Source organism: Micromonospora taraxaci (assembly GCF_007830095.1).
GTDB classification, from domain to species: domain Bacteria; phylum Actinomycetota; class Actinomycetes; order Mycobacteriales; family Micromonosporaceae; genus Micromonospora; species Micromonospora taraxaci.
This window is the reverse complement of record NZ_VIWZ01000001.1, coordinates 3,547,220-3,563,500: the sequence shown is the minus strand read 5'-3', so window position 1 is coordinate 3,563,500 and position 16,281 is coordinate 3,547,220. Positions and strand designations below refer to the sequence as shown.

The 16,281-nt window shown below is 72.2% G+C and carries 15 protein-coding genes and 1 riboswitch; of the genes, 10 read left to right on the top strand and 5 right to left on the bottom strand.

From position 1 onward, the window contains the following. Positions 1–98: 98 nt before the first annotated feature. Positions 99–275: riboswitch (cobalamin riboswitch) on the bottom strand. Positions 276–593: 318 nt separating this feature from the next. Then, the gene (locus FHU34_RS16315) at positions 594–1,310 is read left to right on the top strand and encodes an MBL fold metallo-hydrolase (protein ID WP_145781400.1); all 717 of its coding nucleotides are present in this window, start codon (positions 594–596) and stop codon (positions 1,308–1,310) included. 11 nt (positions 1,311–1,321) lie between these two features. On the opposite strand, the gene FHU34_RS16310 is transcribed toward FHU34_RS16315, so the two are convergent. Further along, positions 1,322–1,657 (bottom strand): hypothetical protein, encoded by a 336-nt coding sequence (locus FHU34_RS16310; RefSeq protein ID WP_145781398.1) that lies wholly within the window; start codon positions 1,655–1,657, stop codon positions 1,322–1,324. A 247-nt stretch (positions 1,658–1,904) separates the two neighbouring features. Between FHU34_RS16310 and FHU34_RS16305 the strand changes: the two genes are divergently transcribed. The 5 genes from FHU34_RS16305 to ileS all read left to right on the top strand — a co-directional run bounded on the left by FHU34_RS16305 (position 1,905) and on the right by ileS (position 7,778). Beyond that, positions 1,905–2,360, top strand: coding sequence for an RNA polymerase sigma factor (locus FHU34_RS16305; RefSeq protein ID WP_423437405.1), 456 nt, complete (start codon positions 1,905–1,907; stop codon positions 2,358–2,360). Then, positions 2,353–3,063, top strand: coding sequence for a hypothetical protein (locus FHU34_RS16300; RefSeq protein ID WP_145781393.1), 711 nt, complete (start codon positions 2,353–2,355; stop codon positions 3,061–3,063). The genes FHU34_RS16305 and FHU34_RS16300 overlap by 8 nt, the downstream gene beginning before the upstream one ends. 64 nt (positions 3,064–3,127) lie before the next feature. Next, positions 3,128–3,658, top strand: a complete 531-nt coding sequence (locus tag FHU34_RS16295; RefSeq protein ID WP_145781390.1) for a hypothetical protein — start codon at positions 3,128–3,130, stop codon at positions 3,656–3,658. Positions 3,659–3,684: 26 nt separating this feature from the next. Next, a complete protein-coding gene (locus FHU34_RS16290) occupies positions 3,685–4,353 on the top strand; it encodes a hypothetical protein (protein WP_145781388.1) in 669 nt (222 codons plus the stop codon). Between the two features lie 308 nt (positions 4,354–4,661). Then, the gene (gene ileS, locus FHU34_RS16285) at positions 4,662–7,778 is read left to right on the top strand and encodes an isoleucine--tRNA ligase (protein WP_425280575.1); all 3,117 of its coding nucleotides are present in this window, start codon (positions 4,662–4,664) and stop codon (positions 7,776–7,778) included. Here the strand turns inward: ileS and FHU34_RS16280 are convergent. Both FHU34_RS16280 and FHU34_RS16275 read right to left on the bottom strand, forming a co-directional pair. Then, a complete protein-coding gene (locus FHU34_RS16280; RefSeq protein WP_145781383.1) occupies positions 7,775–8,677 on the bottom strand; it encodes an aldo/keto reductase in 903 nt (300 codons plus the stop codon). The two genes, ileS and FHU34_RS16280, sit on opposite strands and share 4 nt — an antisense overlap. A 73-nt stretch (positions 8,678–8,750) precedes the next feature. Further along, the gene (locus tag FHU34_RS16275) at positions 8,751–10,001 is read right to left on the bottom strand and encodes an MFS transporter (protein ID WP_145781380.1); all 1,251 of its coding nucleotides are present in this window, start codon (positions 9,999–10,001) and stop codon (positions 8,751–8,753) included. A gap of 160 nt (positions 10,002–10,161) precedes the next feature. Here FHU34_RS16275 and FHU34_RS16270 point away from each other — a divergent pair, with 160 nt between their 5' ends. Beyond that, positions 10,162–11,148 carry a LacI family DNA-binding transcriptional regulator gene (locus FHU34_RS16270; RefSeq protein WP_145781378.1) on the top strand — a complete coding sequence of 329 codons (987 nt, stop codon included), beginning with the start codon at positions 10,162–10,164 and terminating at the stop codon, positions 11,146–11,148. Between the two features lie 32 nt (positions 11,149–11,180). Here FHU34_RS16270 and FHU34_RS16265 read toward each other — a convergent pair whose 3' ends face one another. Together FHU34_RS16265 and FHU34_RS16255 are read right to left on the bottom strand one after the other, a co-directional pair. Beyond that, on the bottom strand, positions 11,181–12,302 hold the full coding sequence (locus FHU34_RS16265) for an FUSC family protein (RefSeq protein ID WP_145785621.1): 1,122 nt from the start codon (positions 12,300–12,302) through the stop codon (positions 11,181–11,183). A 692-nt stretch (positions 12,303–12,994) separates the two neighbouring features. Beyond that, complete coding sequence (locus FHU34_RS16255; RefSeq protein ID WP_145781372.1) at positions 12,995–13,624, bottom strand: TetR/AcrR family transcriptional regulator; 630 nt, start codon at positions 13,622–13,624, stop codon at positions 12,995–12,997. A gap of 67 nt (positions 13,625–13,691) precedes the next feature. Between FHU34_RS16255 and FHU34_RS16250 the strand changes: the two genes are divergently transcribed. From FHU34_RS16250 to FHU34_RS16240, 3 genes are all read left to right on the top strand, one after another. Then, a complete protein-coding gene (locus FHU34_RS16250; RefSeq protein ID WP_145781369.1) occupies positions 13,692–14,855 on the top strand; it encodes an FAD-dependent oxidoreductase in 1,164 nt (387 codons plus the stop codon). A gap of 159 nt (positions 14,856–15,014) precedes the next feature. After that, positions 15,015–15,791, top strand: a complete 777-nt coding sequence (locus FHU34_RS16245; RefSeq protein WP_145781367.1) for an LppM family (lipo)protein — start codon at positions 15,015–15,017, stop codon at positions 15,789–15,791. 144 nt (positions 15,792–15,935) lie between these two features. Further along, positions 15,936–16,280: a hypothetical protein gene (locus FHU34_RS16240; protein ID WP_145781364.1), complete on the top strand. Its 345-nt coding sequence runs from the start codon at positions 15,936–15,938 to the stop codon at positions 16,278–16,280. Position 16,281 lies beyond the last annotated feature (1 nt).

The following is a 16,281-nucleotide window of genomic DNA, read 5'->3' as shown; positions in this document are numbered from 1 at the left end:
TCGCGGGCACTGTGCATCGCCCGCCGTGCGAGTCATGACGAAGTTCGTCGATGAATGAGACGCCGTGCGTCATCGGGTCCTCCTCGGGTGTCCACGCCCTGGGGTACGTCCCGACGGCCGAAGTATCCTGGCTTCCGGATCGACGCTCTCCCCCGGCCTTCCAACCGCAGACACACGGCCGTGACTCACGAGGGGGGATCGCTCCCCGGTGACAGTGGCGGGACCGCGTCGGAATCGCACCGACTTCCTTCACTGCCGTCAGGCCGCGAATGCTGCCACACCCTTCCGCTGCGGGTCAACGCCACTCCGTCCCGGCTAGGCGGCCGACAATCATCGAGCTTCAGCGATTGCCGCGACGGTGGATGCGCGCTGTGGCAATGCCCCGGATGAATGCCCCACGCCCTTTGCTCTGCATACCTATAGGCACCGGGCACGGATCGTCACCGGTGCGCATAGGTATGCAGAGCAAAGGATGGCCGGAACCTGCTCTGGCCTGCGCCGATCGTCCGGTGGGACGGTGCCGGGCGGCACCCTCACCTAGGATCGGAAAACGCCGCACCAGCGTCCACGATCAATCCCGGAGGTCGATCACCATGGTCGCCCCGCAGTTCCACCACCTGGCCGGCCGTGTCTGGATCTGTCCGGGCGATCCCGACCCGGAGGCCGTCCAGGCCGGCGTCGCCGTCGTCGTCGACAAGCGCGGCAGTGTGATGATCGACGCCGGGCAGAGCCCCGCGCACGCTCGCGAGATCCAGGTCGCGCTCGCCGCCGCCGGGCTACCGCAGCCACGTTGGCTCGTCTACACCCACCACCACTGGGACCACGTCTGGGGAGCCTGCGCCTGGCCCGGTGTCGAGATCGTCGGGCACGAGGCGGCCGTGCCGCTGCTGCGCGCCGAGGCCGCCCGGCCGTGGAGCCACCACTACCTGGACGAGCAGGTACGCGCCAACCCTCGCCTCGGCCCGAGCTTCCGGGCGCGGGCACGGGCTGTCGACTCCTGGGAGGACTTCGCGGTCCTACCACCGACCCGGACCTTCACCGATGCCGACGAGTTGCCGGTCGGCGTGGGGCTACGGCACGTCGGAGGTCGGCACGCCCCGGATTCGACTGTCGTCCTGGTGCCCGACTCGGGTGTCATGGTGTTGGGCGACTGCTTCTACCCACCGCCGGCCCATCTGCGCCGACCCGAGGACGGCCTCGACCTGGGCCTGGTCCGACGACTGCTACACGACGACTACCACTGGTACGTCTCCAGCCACGCCGAGCCGATGACCGCTGAACAGGCCCGGTCAGCCGTCGAGGACGCCTGAGCAGGCGAGTCTCAACGGGCGTGGCGCTCCGGGTGGGCGCGGTTCCACACCCGCATCCGTTCCGGGTAGCCGGTGCGGGCGGCCTCGTACAGCGGCACCGCGTGCTTGCGGGCGATGCTCCCCGCCGCCCGGGGAGTACCGGTGCGCCGGCGGATCCACTCACCGTCGTGGGCGATCGCCACCACAGTCGTGTCCGTCGCCGTGGTCTCCGGCTCCAGATAGAACTCCACGCCCCGCCGGCTGGCGACGAACGCCTCCAGCGCCGCGAGGTCCTCGCGGGTCGCCTCCCGGTCCAGCTTCGTCGGGGTCGTCTCGGCACCCCGTGCCCGGCGATTGAACCAGCTCATGACCAGCCCCTCTCCTCGACACCTCTCCCAGTGCACCACCGAATCCTGGCAATACGCTGCACGCCGGGTGGGAGCAACCTGACCCGCGCCGGGTGGAACCCGCGACGCCCGCGCGGTGTCATGAGTGTGATCCGAACGGAGGCCTCCCCTGGACGACGACGCTCTCGTCACCCGCGCTCGAGCCGGTGACCTGGAGGCGTACGACCTCCTGGTAGCCCGGCACACCGCGTCCGCGTACCGGACGGCGGTGCTGCTCGGTGCGGGTTCAGACTCCGAGGACGTCACGCAGGAGGCGTTCGTGAAGGCGTACCGCAAGCTGTCCCGGTACCGGGGCGAGTCGTCCTTCCGCTCGTGGCTGCTCGCGATCGTCGCCAACGAGACCCGCAACCTGCACCGGTCCCGGGGCCGGCGGGACGGGCTCGTCCTGCGGGCGGCGGCGGCCGACCCGACGTCCGAGATCGCCGAGGACGGGGCGGTCGGCGCGGTCCTCGCCGGGGAGCGCCGGGAGGCGCTGGTCGGGGCCCTGCGGCAACTGCCGGTACGGGACCGCGAGGTGATCGTCTGTCGGTACTTCCTCGATCTCACCGAGGAGGAGACGGTGGCGGCACTGGGTTGGCCCCGGGGGACGGTGAAGTCGCGCACCTCCCGGGCGCTGGCGAAACTCCGCGGCCTTCTCGACCGGGAGGAGGTCCGGCATGGGTGACCTCGAACGGGAGTTGCGCGACCTGTCCGCCTGGTTGGAGACACCCGAGCCGCCCGACGTGACCGCCCGTGTCCGCGTACGACTCGACAGGCCCGTGCGCCGGTGGCGTCCGCTCGCCGCTGCGGCGCTGGTCGCCCTCCTGGTCGCGTTGGTGCCGCCGACGCGGGCCGCCGTCGCGGACGCCGTCGCCGGGCTGCTGCGCTTCGCCGGTGTCAGCATCGCCACCTCGTCCGCCCCGACGCCGCCCGCCGGCACCCCGTCGCCGTTGCCCGCGCAGCGGACCGCCGCCTTGGACGAGGCGCAGCGGGCGGTGCGGTTCCCGATCCGCCTACCGGCGTCGTTGGGTCCGCCCGAGCGGGTGCTGGTCGCCGATCCTGACCCTTCGGGTGTCTGCCGGGTGGCGACGCTGCTCTACGACGGGGGCGCGCTGCGCATCGACGCGTTCGACGGTCGCCTCAACCTGGCCTTCCACAAGGAGGTCACCCCGCCGGGGGCGGAGTGGACGCAGGTCGACGGTGACTTCGCCATCTGGGTCGACCGACCACACGTGTTGTCGTACGTGGACCGTGCGGGCGAGGTCCGCGAGGAGACCGCCCGACTGGCCGCCTCGACACTGATCTGGCAGGACGCCGACGTGAGCTACCGGCTCGAAGGTTCCCTCAGCAAGGCCGAGGCGATCGAGATCGCCAGGTCGCTGCGCTAGGAACCTGACCGGCCCGACCGGTGTCCTGACTGTGCGACGAGTCGACGCGCACTGGAGGGGTGAGATGGGTTCACGGGGAAGAGTGACGCTGGCGATGTCCGTGGTGCTGCTGGCGGGCTGCACGGCCACGAGCGACGGCGGGTCGGCGGCGCCGACGAGCGCCGGCGGGTCGGCGGCGCCGACGAGCGACGGCGCCACCACGGCGAGCGCCTGCGCGGCGCGGGTCGAGACGGGAGCTCTGCCCGACTGGGCGGACGCCGGTTTCAGCGGCGACGCTCGGGTCCCGCACGTCTTCGGCGCGAAGGGCAACATCGTGGCGGTGCTGTTCGCCCACCCGCTGCGGCAGCACCGCAAGGACGGGTCGAACAACAAGATCCTGTGGGTGGCCCAGGCCTCCACGACCACACCCGACCCGACGGCACCGGCCACTCTGGTGATCACCGCGACGCTGGACGGCACCGACACCACTGTCACCCGGGAGGTCGCCGGCGGGCCAGGTCCGTCGATCATCGACGTGCCCCAGGCCGGTTGCTGGCGTCTGGACCTGCGCTGGTCCGGCCACACCGACACGATGGACCTGGTCTACGCGCCGTGAGCGCACGGCCGCCTAGGCTGCCGGGCGTGCTGAAGGACCCACGGGCGGCGGCGGCCCACGACAACGCCGAGTGGTGCGACATCGTCTGCGGCAGCCATGGGCTGACCGGCCGTACCGACGCCGACGCCTGGTCGGTCCCCCGCCGTTCGCCACCCTGGTACCCGGACGCGGTCACCCTGCGGCCGGGCATCGACGCCGAGGCCCTGCTCGCCCGGATCGACGTGGGGCCCGGCGCGTCGGTGAAGGACAGCTTCGCCGACCTCGACCTGTCCGGGTACGGCTTCCGGGTGCTCTTCGACGCGCAGTGGATCCACCGGCCACCGTTGGCACCACCTGTCGACACACCGCTGGTCCCGGTCACCACACCCGACCGGTTGGCGGCCTGGGCCGCCGCCCACGGCGGTGGGGACGTGTTCCGCCCCGCGCTCCTGACCGACCCACGGGTACGGGTGCTCGCCCGCCACGACGACCGGGGTGTGATCACCGGCGGTGCGGTGCTCAGCGGCGAGGGAGGCACCTACGGCGTCTCCAACCTGTTCGCCCAGAGCGACGATCCTCGGGAGATCTGGCAGGCGGTGTGCGCCACCGTGCCCGGCGCACCGCTGGTCGGCTACGAAACCACCCCGGACCTGACGCTGGCGCTCTCCGCCGGCTTCACCACCGCCGGCTCCCTCCGCGTCTGGCTGCACGCCTAGCACTCCGGCCATTGGCGCCGCGCACGGACAGCTATGCTCGACGGCATCGGCACCGATCCGGCCATCACCGGGGAGCCTCCGGAAGAACGGGCACGTCAACGCCCCAGTAGACCCGGACGTCGCGGCACGTCACGTCGCGAAATCGAGCGGCGCCCGCACCACCGGGGCGCAAGCGGGGTGGTACCGCGGAGTCCTGGCCATACGCCTGACGCTTCGTCCCCGCGTGGGCAGTGAGCTGATGCCCGCGTGAGCGGACGTGGAGTGTAGGGAGAACGTCGGTGCCGGACGGTCCATCGAAGTCGCCATTCGTGCCACTGCCCACCAGGATCGACCTTGGTGGGATGGACCGTGCGGTCATCGGGTGGTGGCAGGCCAACGACGTGTTCAACCGGAGCCTGGAGCAGACGGCCGACGGTCCGCCGTGGGTGTTCTACGAGGGGCCGCCGACCGCCAACGGCACGCCGGGCACCCATCACATCGAGGCGAGGGTGTTCAAGGACCTCTTCCCCCGGTACCGGACGATGCGCGGCTTCTCGGTGCCACGCCGCGCCGGGTGGGACTGCCACGGCCTGCCGGTCGAGCTCGCGGTGGAGAAGGAGCTGGGGCTGAGCGGCAAGCCCGACATCGAGAAGATGGGCGTCGCCGAGTTCAACGCCCTGTGCCGCACCTCGGTGCTGCGGCACGTGGACGAGTTCGTCGAGCTCAGCCAACGCATGGGTTACTGGATCGACCTGGAGCACCCGTACCAGACGATGTCCCCGGAGTACGTGGACAGTGTCTGGTGGTCACTGAAGCGGATCCACGACGGCGGGCGTCTGGTGGAGGACTTCCGGGTCGCGCCGTACTGCACCCGCGACGGCACGACCCTGTCCGACCACGAGGTGGCGCAGGGGTACGAGACGGTCACCGACCCGTCCGTGTATGTACGGTTTCCGTTACGCGAGGCGGTAGCCGGACACCGCGACGTCGAACTGCTGATCTGGACCACCACGCCGTGGACCCTGGTGTCCAACACCGCCGTCGCCGTCCACCCCACTGTGCCGTACGCCCTCGCCCGCACCGAGCGGGGCACGTTCGTCGTCGCCGAGCCGTTGGCCCGGCGGGTCCTCGGTGAGGAGGCGGAGATCCTGGCGACAGTGCCGGGATCGGCCCTGGAGGGGTTGCGATACGAGCGGCCGTTCGACCTGGTGGAGATCCCGGACGCGCACCGCGTGGTCCTCGCGGACTACGTCACGACCGAGGACGGCACCGGTCTGGTGCACCAGGCGCCAGCCTTCGGGGCGGACGACCTCGCCGTCTGCCGCGCCTACGGGTTGCCGCTGGTGAACCCGGTCGCCCCGAACGGGCGGTTCACCGACGACATCGACCTGGTCGGCGGGGTGTTCTTCAAGGACGCCGACGCGTTGCTCATCGACCGGCTCAAGGAGTCCGGTCGGTTGTTCCGGCACGAGCCGTTCGAGCACCCCTACCCGCACTGCTGGCGGTGCCACACCCCGCTGATGTACTACGCGCAGCCGTCCTGGTACATCCGGACCACCGAGGTACGCGACCAGCTAAACCGGGAGAACGAGAACACGAACTGGTTCCCGGAGCACATCAAACACGGCCGGTACGGCGACTGGCTGAAGAACAACATCGACTGGGCGGTGTCCCGCTCCCGCTACTGGGGCACACCGCTGCCGCTGTGGCGGTGCCCGGACGGCCACGTGACAGCTGTCGGTTCCCGTGCGGAGCTCGGTGAGCTGGCCGGCGCCGACCTGTCCGAGCTGGATCCGCACCGCCCGTACGTCGACGAGATCACCTTCGCGTGCCCGGACTGTGGCCGGACCGCCACCCGGGTCCCCGAGGTGATCGATGCCTGGTACGACTCCGGGGCGATGCCGTTCGCGTCGTTGGGCTACCCCCACGTACCGGGCAGCAAGGAGATCTTCGAGCGCAGCTATCCGGCCCAGTACATCTGCGAGGCGATCGACCAGACGCGGGGGTGGTTCTACACGCTGATGGCGGTGGGCACCCTGGTCTTCGACCGGTCCCCGTACGAGAACGTCGTCTGCCTCGGGCACATCCTGGCCGAGGACGGCCGCAAGATGAGCAAACACCTGGGCAACATCCTGCTGCCGATCCCGTTGATGGACACCCACGGCGCGGACGCGGTGCGCTGGTTCATGGCGTGCTCCGGCTCACCGTGGTCGCCGCGCCGGATCGGTCCCGGTCCGCTCGACGAGATCGTCCGCAAGGTGTTGATGACCTACTGGAACACCGCCGCGTTCTTCTCCCTCTACGCGGCGAACGCGACGTGGACGCCGCACCTGGCGCAGCCGGTCGCCCGACGACCGGTGCTGGACCGGTGGATCGTCGGCGAGGTCCACGCCCTCGCGGCCGCCGTCGACGAACGGATGCGGAACTACGACACGGCCCGCGCCGGCCGGCTGCTCGCCGACTTCATCGACGACCTGTCGAACTGGTACGTCCGGCGCTCGCGGCAGCGTTTCTGGGAGGGCGACCCCGACGCCCTCACCACCCTGTACGAGTGCCTCGACATCCTCACGCGGCTTCTCGCGCCGTTCGTTCCCTTCATCACGGAGGAGGTGTGGCAGCAGGTCATCCGGCGCGGCGCCGCATCGGCACCGGAGTCGGTGCACCTGGCGACCTGGCCCACGCCCGACACCACGGTGATCAGCACGGAGTTGTCGGCCCAGGTGGCCACGGCGCGGGCGCTGGCCGAGGCGGGCCGGTCCGCCCGTAAGACGAGCAGCCTGCGGATCCGTCAGCCGTTGAGCCGGGCGCTCGTGGGACTACCGGCCGGCACGGTGCTCCCGCAGACGTTGCTGGACGACATCGGCGACGAGTTGAACGTCAAGGTCCTCCAGCCGCTCGACTCCCAGAGCGGAGTCATCGACGTGCAGGTCAAGGCGAACTTCCGGACACTGGGTCGCCGGTTCGGCAACCGCACCCAGCAGGTCGCGAAGGCCGTCGCCGGCGTGTCAGCGCGGGAGCTGGTCGACGGTGTCCGGGCGAACGGGACGTACCCGCTGTCGGTCGACGGCGAACAGGTCGAGGTGGGTCTGGACGACATCCTGATCACGGAGGTGCCGCGCACCGGCTGGGTGGTGGAGTCCCAGCGCGGAGTGACCATCGCGCTGGACACCGCGATCACCCCGGAGTTGGCAGCCGAGGGCGTCGCACGCGACGTCGTCCGCATCGTCCAGCAGGCCCGCCGCGAGGCTGATTTCGAGGTCTCCGACCGGATCACGGTGTCGATCGCCGCGCCCGCCGATGTCGCGGCGGCGATCTCCGCGCATCGGAAGCTCATCGCGCACGAGACCCTCGCGCTCAAGCTGACGGTCGCGGACGCGGTGTCGGAGGGCTTCGCCGGCACCGTGGGCGACGGTCAGGAGATCGTCGTGCACGTCGTGCGGGCCTAGGGGGTGTGGAGACGGGTCAGGTCATCGGGGGTCAGGCGTAGGGCTCCGGCGGCGATGTTCTGTTCCAGGTGGTGTGGGTCCGCGGTGCCGGGGATGGCCAGCACGTGTGGGCCCTGGTGCAGGGTCCACGCCAGGCGTACCTGGTGCCCGGTGACGCCGTGCGCGCGGGCGACGGCCTCGACGGCCTCGCCCTGCGCGGCGCTCGCGCCCGCCTCCCGGCCGGTGCCGGCGAGCGCGAAGAACGGCACGAAGGCGATACCCCGTTCGCCGCAGAGCCGAACGACGTCGTCCTGCTCCCGGTAGGCGTCCACCCCGTAGTTGTTCTGTACGCAGACCACCGGCGCGATGCCCGCCACCTCGTCGAGCTGCTCGGGCCGGACGTTGGAGAGCCCGAGGTGCCGGATCAGCCCGGCGGCACGCAGGTCGGCGAGCGCGCCGAACCGCTCGGTCAGCGGCACCTTGCCGGGCCCTCGGCCGAGGCGCAGGTTCACCACGTCGAGGTGGTCGCGGCCGAGCCGACGCAGGTTCTCCTCCACCTGGGCGCGCAACTGCGCCGGGGTGAACGCCTCGGTGAAGCCCGCCTCCCTGTCGTACCCGAAGCCGACCTTGGTGGTGATGACCAGGTCCTGGGGGTACGGGGCGAGCGCCGCGCGGATCAGCTCGGTGGCGTAGCGGGCCGGGCCGGTGCCGACTCGCAGGGTTCCGCCGGGCGAGACGTAGAACGCGGCCGTGTCGATGTGGTTGACGCCCAGCTCGACGGCGCGGCGCAGCAGCGCGACGGCCCGGGCCGGGTCGGGGTCGGCGGTGATCCGCATGGAGCCGAAGCCCATCCGGCGCACGGTGCGGTCGCCCAGTGTCCAGGTGCCCGCCGCTGCGGCGGTGATCTCGTCGGTTGGCATCGGGCGACCCTAACCAGCTCGGGTACGTGACGCAGTCGGCCACGCACCCGATACCGCTCGACGGCGGAGTGGGTTAGTTTTTAGTGGCGGACGAAACGGCGTGCGGCGGGCGCAGCACCGGCACCAGCAGCAGTGTCGGCAGCAGCAGCAGTGGCACCACCAGCAGGGCCCGCAGGGTGCCGACCTCGTCGCCGAGCAGCCCCAGCAGCGGAGGGCCACCGAGGAACGCGGTGTAGCCGATCACCGCGACGACGCTCACCCGCACCGCCGCGTGCGCCTCGTCGTCGGCGGCAGCGCTCATGCCGACCGGGAAGCCCAGCGACGCGCCGAGGCCCCACAGCGCGACGCCGACGACGGCCACCGGCCCGGAGCCGGCCAGCACGGCCAGGCCGGCGCCGACCACGGCGAGCCCGATGGTGCCGCTGAGCACCGGCACCCGACCCCACCGGTCCAGCGCGACGGTGCCGACGGTGCGTCCGACGGTCATGCCCACGACGAAGACCGCGAAGACGGCCGCGCCGGCGGCCTCGCTGAGGTCCCGTCCGTCGATGAACGCGACGGCCAGCCAGTCGTTGGCGGCTCCCTCGGTGAACGCCGCCACCAGCACAAACAGCCCGATGAGCAGGGTGCGCGGCTCCCGCCAGGCGGCGAGTTGCGCCCGACGGCGGGCGGCCGGGGTGGCGTCCGCCGGGTCGCCGGTGGAGTCGATGCCCTGGGGCAGGTACGTCCGGGCGGCGAGCACCGTACCGGCCAACACGACCACCGCCACCGCGACGAGGTGCGCGCCGACCGCTACGTCGAACCGGGCCGCCCCGGCGCCGAGTGCCGCTCCGGCCACCGAACCGAGACTCCACCCCGCGTGGAAACGAGGCATGATCGTGCGGCCGAGCCGACGCTCCACCGCCGCGCCCTCGACGTTCATCGCCACGTCACAGGCGCCGGAGCCGTAGCCGAAGGCGACGAGGCCCACGGCGACGACGGCGAACGACCCGGTCATCGTGGCACCCAGCCCGGCCACGGTCAGGCCGGCCGCTACCACCCCGGTGGCCAGGGTGACGGTGCGGGCCGCACCGAGACGCTGGGCGAGCAGCCCGGCGGTGGGCATGGCGAGCAGCGCGCCGACGCTCATCGCGAGCAGCAGCAGCCCGAGCCGGCCGGCGGAGAGGTCCAACGCCTCGCGGACCGCCGGCACCCGGGAGAACCAGCTGCCGACGGCGAGCCCGTTGAGGGTGAAGGTGACCGCGACGCCGTTGCGGGCGAGCAGCACCGCTTTCGCGGACGGCGCGGTAGCCGGGGCTACGGGTCGACTGGTGGGGGCGCTCACGGGGTGGGTCCTCTTCCTCGGGGTGATCTCCTGGGACGATCGCACACCTGAGAGCGCTACCACCACAACCGGCAACCGCCCCTTACCGCTGATGTGTCCGCCGGGGCATGATGTGAGCAGGCGTTTGTCCGACCGGGCGGGCCTCGGCGGGGAGGCGACGATGACGACAGCGGCACACCGACCGGCAACTCTCGAGGACGTCGCGCGGGTCGCCGGGGTGTCCCGGTCCACCGCGTCGCGGGTGATCGCCGGCACGGGATTCGCCTCGCCGGCGGCCCGGGAACTGGTCGCGGCGGCTGTCGACCAGCTCGGCTACGTGCCCAACCCGGCTGCCCGGGCGCTGGTCCGCGGCGGCGGCGTGCGGATGGTCGTGGCGGTGCTGGGGGCCAGCGCGGCGGTGCTGGACGACCCGTACGTGCACCAGGTCGTCGGTTCGGCGGCCCGGGTGTGCACGCCCGCCGGTGTCGGTGTGGCGTTGCACTGGCTGCCGCTCGGTGACCCGGGCGGGCTGGCCCGGCTCGACGATCGCAGCGTGTGCGGGGTGATCCTGGTCAACACCACAGAGGAGTTGCTGGAGTCGGTGCCCCGGTCACTGCGGGGCCGGGTGGTCTCGATCGGCGTCGGCTCGGCGAGCGTGCCGTCGTTCGACGTGGACAACGTGGCCGGGTCCGAGGCGGTGCTGCGCCATCTGTACGCAACGGGTCGACGCCGCATCGCCATGGTGGCCGGCCCCCGGTGGTTGCCCTGCGCGCAGCGCCCCGTGGAGACGTACCGCCGGCTGATGCGTCAGGCCGGAATGCCGGAGCGGGTGCTGCCCGGGGACTTCACGGCGGCGTGCGGCCGGGCGGCGGCCGACGTGGCGCTTCGTCAGTGGCCGGACGTCGACGCGATCTACGCGATCAGCGACGACACCGCGCTCGGGGTGATCGCCGGCCTGCGCGACGCCGGGGTGCGGGTGCCCGGCGACGTCGCGGTGGCCGGTTTCGACGACATCCCACTGGCCGGGCTGACCGCCCCGGCGTTGACCACGGCGAGCCACCCGGTGGGGCGGATCGCCGCCGCCGCTGCCACCGCCCTGCTGGACGGACGTCCGGCCGCGCCGGTGACCCTCTTCCCGTCCGCCCTGGTGGCCCGGGCCAGCGCCTGACCGGCGAGTCGGTGGTGGGGCCGACGGCCCGATCAGACGGCAGGGAGGCCGAGGGCTTCGTCGACGCGGGCGAGGACGCTGGCGTCGTCCTCGGGGTTGACGCCGCGCAGCAGGTCGATGGCCGTGGCCCGGACCTGCCCGATGATCATCGCTAACGGGAGGGTCTGGGTGGCGCCGAAGAGCTGCCCAGCGGTGTGCACGGCGGCCAGCGCTGCCTCGTCGGCCCGCGCGGCATGCTGGTCGGCGTTGTCGTCCTGGCCGTTGAGGTCGGCGGCGAGGGCGGCGCCGGCGTTGCTGACCGCCTCGGCCAGCGACCGCAGGGCGACACCCAGCTCGGGCGGGACGGGGGTGTGCAGCCGGCTGAGTGTCACGCCGGCGCGGGCCAGCACCCGGACGTTGCGGACGGCGTAGTCGGTCTGCCGGATCGACTGGTCCACCGAGCGCAGCCGACCGATGTGGCGGCGTCGACGGACGTTGAGCCGTAGCGCCTCGCCGGCGGCGAGCACTCCGTCGCGCAACCCGTCCACGCGGGCGTCCATCCCCCGGGCCCGGGTCAACATGGTGACCGCGGCGTCCTCGTCGCGGCGGTCGAGGGCGTCTGCGATCCCGCCGAGCAGCCCGGCCAACTCGTCGAAGGTCCGCCGGACCTCGGCGACCAGCGGAGCCAGTGGGCGACGGGCGTCGACCAGCAGGCTGGCCGCGAGCGCGACCACGCCCCCGATGAGAGCGTCGACGAAGCGGAACGGCACCAATGTCCCGTCCGGTGGTGCGACCACCACCAGGTAGAGCGCGGAGACCGCGGCCTGCACCAGCGTCACGCCGGTGGCGCCGAAGGCCACCGCGAGCAGGACGGTGAGCAGGATGACGGTGAAGACCGTCCAGGTGCTGCCCGGGCCGAGCGCCTGCACCACCAGGTCCGCGACGAGCACCCCGGCAGCGACGCCGAGGACGACCTCGACGGCCCGACGGATGCGTTGACCCCGGGCCTGACCGAGGACGATCAGCGCGGCGGCCGGCGCGAAGAAGGGCTGCGGATGCCCGAGCAACCGGGTGGCCAGCAGCCAGGCCACCGTCGCCGCGACGGTGGCCTCCAGCACCGGCCGCCAGCCGTGCCGGAGCCGCCCGCCGGCCGTCCGCAAGCCGCTGAACCGCATGATCACCCAATCCCTCCTACCCGCGCCGACCGGCCCGCCGCACCCCGACCTGAACAGCACGTCGCCACCGAACGGCACGCTGCCGTCAACCCCCGGCGCACGCCATCACCGCCCGCCCGCACCACACCGCCCGCCCGCACCACGCCGCTCCCTCATGCCGCCCGCCCCCCTCATGCCGCCCGCCGGCCCCATGCCGCCCGCCCGCCTCATGCCGGCCCCATGCCGCCCGCTCCCCCTTTGGAGCTGATGCCACAAACGAATCGGCTCGTGCCGTGATCGCATCAGGCGCGATGTCGTAAACGATTCAGCTCCAAAGGACCGAACCGCAGCACCACACCCCCGACCCCACGACCGACGGCCCACGACCCACGACCCACGACCCACGACCCACGACCCACGACCCACGACCCACGACCCACGACCCACGACCCACGACCCACGACCCACGACCCACGACCCACGGCCCACGGCCCACGACCCACGACCCACGACCCACGACCCACGACGGTGATCGTCCCAGCACGCGTCAGACCTGCTCACCGGGCCCCACGCCGCGCCTTCCGACGCCAGTACGCCGATGTTCTGACCGGTCCCACGCGACCCGGCCGCGTGCCGGGCGTACCTGGCTGGCCCGCGCACCCGCCACGTCCGCGCGGCCACGTCCGCGCGGCCGCGCCCGTGCGGGGCTGGGGTCAGCTTCCGGTCAGGGCACGAAGCAGCGTGCGGACTGCGGCGCTCAGGTCGGTGCGGCTGGCCGCGCTGCCGGGCGGTGGGGCGGTGAGCGCGCCCGCGCCGACCAGCCTGTCGAACAGGAGCCCGTCCACGAACGCGACGAACTGGTCGCCCTGCCGGTCGGGGTCGGTGGCCCCGGCGCGGGCCAGCAGGTCCCGGGCCTGCACCCGCGAACCGGTGCCGTGGTGCAGGATGCCCCGCAGCTCGGGCCGGTGTACCGCCTCCAGCAGGCAGGCGTACCGGGCCAGGGTCCGGCTGCGCCCGACGCTCAACCACCTGTCGAGCACCTCGGCGATGCCGGCGGCGAGCAGGTCGAGGTCGGTGCCGTCGAGCCGGGGGGCCGGCGTCGGGAGCGGCGGGTCGGTCGGCAGGTCGTACGCCGCCAGGTCGGCCCGGTCCCGGTCGGCGAGCCGTCCCACCACGGCCTCGATCAACGCCTGGCGGGTCCGCAGGTACGCGGAGGTGGTGCCGGGAGGCATTCCCGCGCGGCCGTCGACCGCCCGGTGGGTCAGCGCTCGCATGCCACCGTCGGCGATCAGTTCGATGGCCGCGTCGGTCAGCAGCGCGATCCGGTTCGTCCGGGCCGTCACGGCACTCCCCCTTTCCGAGGTCCGCAGGTAGTATCCGCTTTCTACAGGTGTAGAAGGGTGGATCGAGATGGACGACTCACACGCGGTGGTCGTGGGCGGCGGGATCGGCGGCCTGAGCGCGGCGCTCGCCCTGCACCGGCACGGCTGGCGGGTCACCGTGCTGGAACGCGCCGCCGAGCTGCGCGAGGTCGGCGCCGGTCTGAGCCTGATGGCCAACGCGGTGCGCGGGCTGGACGCCCTCGGCCTCGGCCCGGCCCTGCGCGACGGTGGGCACGGCGAGGCACCCGGTGGGATCCGCGACCGGCACGGGCGGTGGCTGTCCCGGGTGGACGCCACCGAGATGGTCCGCCAGTTGGGCACCACAGCCCTCGGTGTGCACCGGGCGACCCTGCACCGCACCCTGCGCGAGGCCCTGCCCGCCTCGTCCCTGCACACCGACGCCACGGTGGAGCACGTCGAGCCCGGCCCCGACCACGCCGAGGTGCGCTACCAGGGCCCCGACGGGCCGCACACCCTCCGCGCCGACCTGGTGGTCGGCGCCGACGGCCTGCGCAGCCGGATCCGCGCCCAACTCTGGCCGCGACACCCCGGCCCGGTGTACGCGGGATCGACGGCCTGGCGAGCGGCGATCGCGTTCCCCGACCCGGTCCCGGCCGCGATCACCTGGGGACCGGGCGCCGAGTTCGGCATGGTGCCGATCGGCGACGGCCAGCTCTACTGGTACGCCGCGCTGAACGCGCCACCCGGCGGCCACGCCCCCGACGAACTGGCGGCCCTGCGGGAGCGCTTCGGCGACTGGCACGACCCCATCCCGGCGCTGATGGCGGCGACCCCACCCGGAGTCGTCCTGCGCAACGACATCCACCACCTGGCCGTGCCGCTGCCCACGTACGTGCGGGGACGGGTCGCGCTGCTCGGCGACGCCGCCCACGCGATGACACCCAACCTCGGGCAGGGCGCCGGGCAGGCCATCGAGGACGCGGTCGTGCTGGGCGCCGTCTGCGCCGCCGGTGCCGCCGCGGTGCCCGCCGCGCTTGCCGCGTACGACGAGCAGCGACGACCACGTAGCCAGGCCGTTGCCCGGGCCTCCCTCAACGCCGGCCGTTTCGGCCAGCAACTGCGCAACCCGATCGCCGTCGCGGTACGGGACAACGCGTTGCGGCTCACCCCGGCCCGGGCCGCCCTGCGGAGCATGGCCCGCTACGCGGACTGGAGACCTCCGGTGGGCTGAGCCGGCCCCGTGCTCGACGAGGGTGGCCCAACACTCCAGGGTATTTATCGAGGCTGCAGGCGGACTCGTTCGAAGGCGACAGCGCGCCCGTACAATCGGCGACTGTCTTGTGACCGATCGCTGACTGCTGGTGTGAAAGCGATCACACACACTGAGCCCATGAACAGGAGAGTCAACCGCGGTAAGGCACTCCGCGTCGCGGTGTGTCTCATTCTTCTCGCCGCGCTCAGCGGTTGCATGCAACTCAACATGGGCCTCACCGTCAACGCTGACGACACAGTCGACGGTCAACTGCTGCTGACGGCCCAGAAGAATGTGTTGAGCGCCCGGAACAAGAACGTCCCGGCCGCCTTCGCGGAGCTGCGGCAGAACATTCCCGCGCTGCCTGCCGGCGAGGAGACCCTTTACCAGGACGACACTTTCTACGGCTCCCAGATCAGTTACCGCAAGGCGCCGCTGGCCGGTTTCGACACGGAGAGCGTGAAGCTGGTCCGGGACGGCGATCTGTACCGTTTCACACTGCCACTGGATCCGAAGAAATACGGCGGAAAGGTCGCCCAGCAGAATCCGCAGCAACAGCAGGCGTTCCTCAAGCTCATGTCGTTCGAGATCTCGGTGACATTTCCCGGTCGCGTGATCGACAGCAATGGCACTGTCAACGGCCGTTCGGTGAGCTGGAAGGTCGACCCCAACCAGGACAAGCCGGCCGAGCTGCGGGCCGTGGCCGAGGCGCCACCTCGACCGTCCGCCTCGCCGGCCGCCGCAGGCGACGACGGAGGCGGCTTTCCCTGGTTGCTGGTCGGCGGCGGCGTACTCCTTCTGCTGCTGCTCGCCGTGGTGGGCGTACTCCTGCTGCGCCGCCGTCAGCCCACCGCGCCGGCTGCGCCCGGCCCGACCCCGGCGGGCCCGCCCGCCGGCGCCCCGGGGCCCGGCTGATCCACCTGGTGGCCGGCGCCGCCGGCCGCGCCCGGCTCCGGCCGCCCCCGCTACGACGGCGACCGGCCCGGTGCTCCCGGTGGGAGCACCGAACCTCACCACCACCACATCCCGGTCGCACCATCGCAGAAAAGGGGGATCGCCGTGAACGATCTCTTCACCTGGGCAGCCCTGGGCAGCATCGCCGGTGCCAGCGCCGCCACCCTCCTGGCCACCAACGTCATCGGCGGGCTCATCGGCCCCAGCGGCGACAAGGCCCGCAAGTGGATCGCCATCGGCATCGCGCTCCTGCTGTCCTACGTGACAGCGGCGTTCGCCGACGAGGCCGGCGGCGAGAAGTGGGTTATCGCGTTCTTCAACGCGCTGGTCATCTTCTCCGCCGCGCTCGGCATCAACCAGATCCCACCCGGTAACCGGCAGGCGACCCAGGCGTCGCCAACTCAGGTCGCGCAGAACCGCGAGCCCCGTTTTGTCCGCTCCTGGGTCTGAG

Coding starts and splice junctions, on each gene's coding strand:
- FHU34_RS16315 (WP_145781400.1), top strand. CDS start 594: ATGGTCGCCCCGCAGTTCCACCACCTGGCCGGCCGTGTCTGGATCTGT.
- FHU34_RS16310 (WP_145781398.1), bottom strand. CDS start 1,657: ATGAGCTGGTTCAATCGCCGGGCACGGGGTGCCGAGACGACCCCGACG.
- FHU34_RS16300 (WP_145781393.1), top strand. CDS start 2,353: ATGGGTGACCTCGAACGGGAGTTGCGCGACCTGTCCGCCTGGTTGGAG.
- FHU34_RS16295 (WP_145781390.1), top strand. CDS start 3,128: ATGGGTTCACGGGGAAGAGTGACGCTGGCGATGTCCGTGGTGCTGCTG.
- FHU34_RS16280 (WP_145781383.1), bottom strand. CDS start 8,677: ATGCCAACCGACGAGATCACCGCCGCAGCGGCGGGCACCTGGACACTG.
- FHU34_RS16270 (WP_145781378.1), top strand. CDS start 10,162: ATGACGACAGCGGCACACCGACCGGCAACTCTCGAGGACGTCGCGCGG.
- FHU34_RS16265 (WP_145785621.1), bottom strand. CDS start 12,302: ATGCGGTTCAGCGGCTTGCGGACGGCCGGCGGGCGGCTCCGGCACGGC.
- FHU34_RS16250 (WP_145781369.1), top strand. CDS start 13,692: ATGGACGACTCACACGCGGTGGTCGTGGGCGGCGGGATCGGCGGCCTG.
- FHU34_RS16245 (WP_145781367.1), top strand. CDS start 15,015: ATGAACAGGAGAGTCAACCGCGGTAAGGCACTCCGCGTCGCGGTGTGT.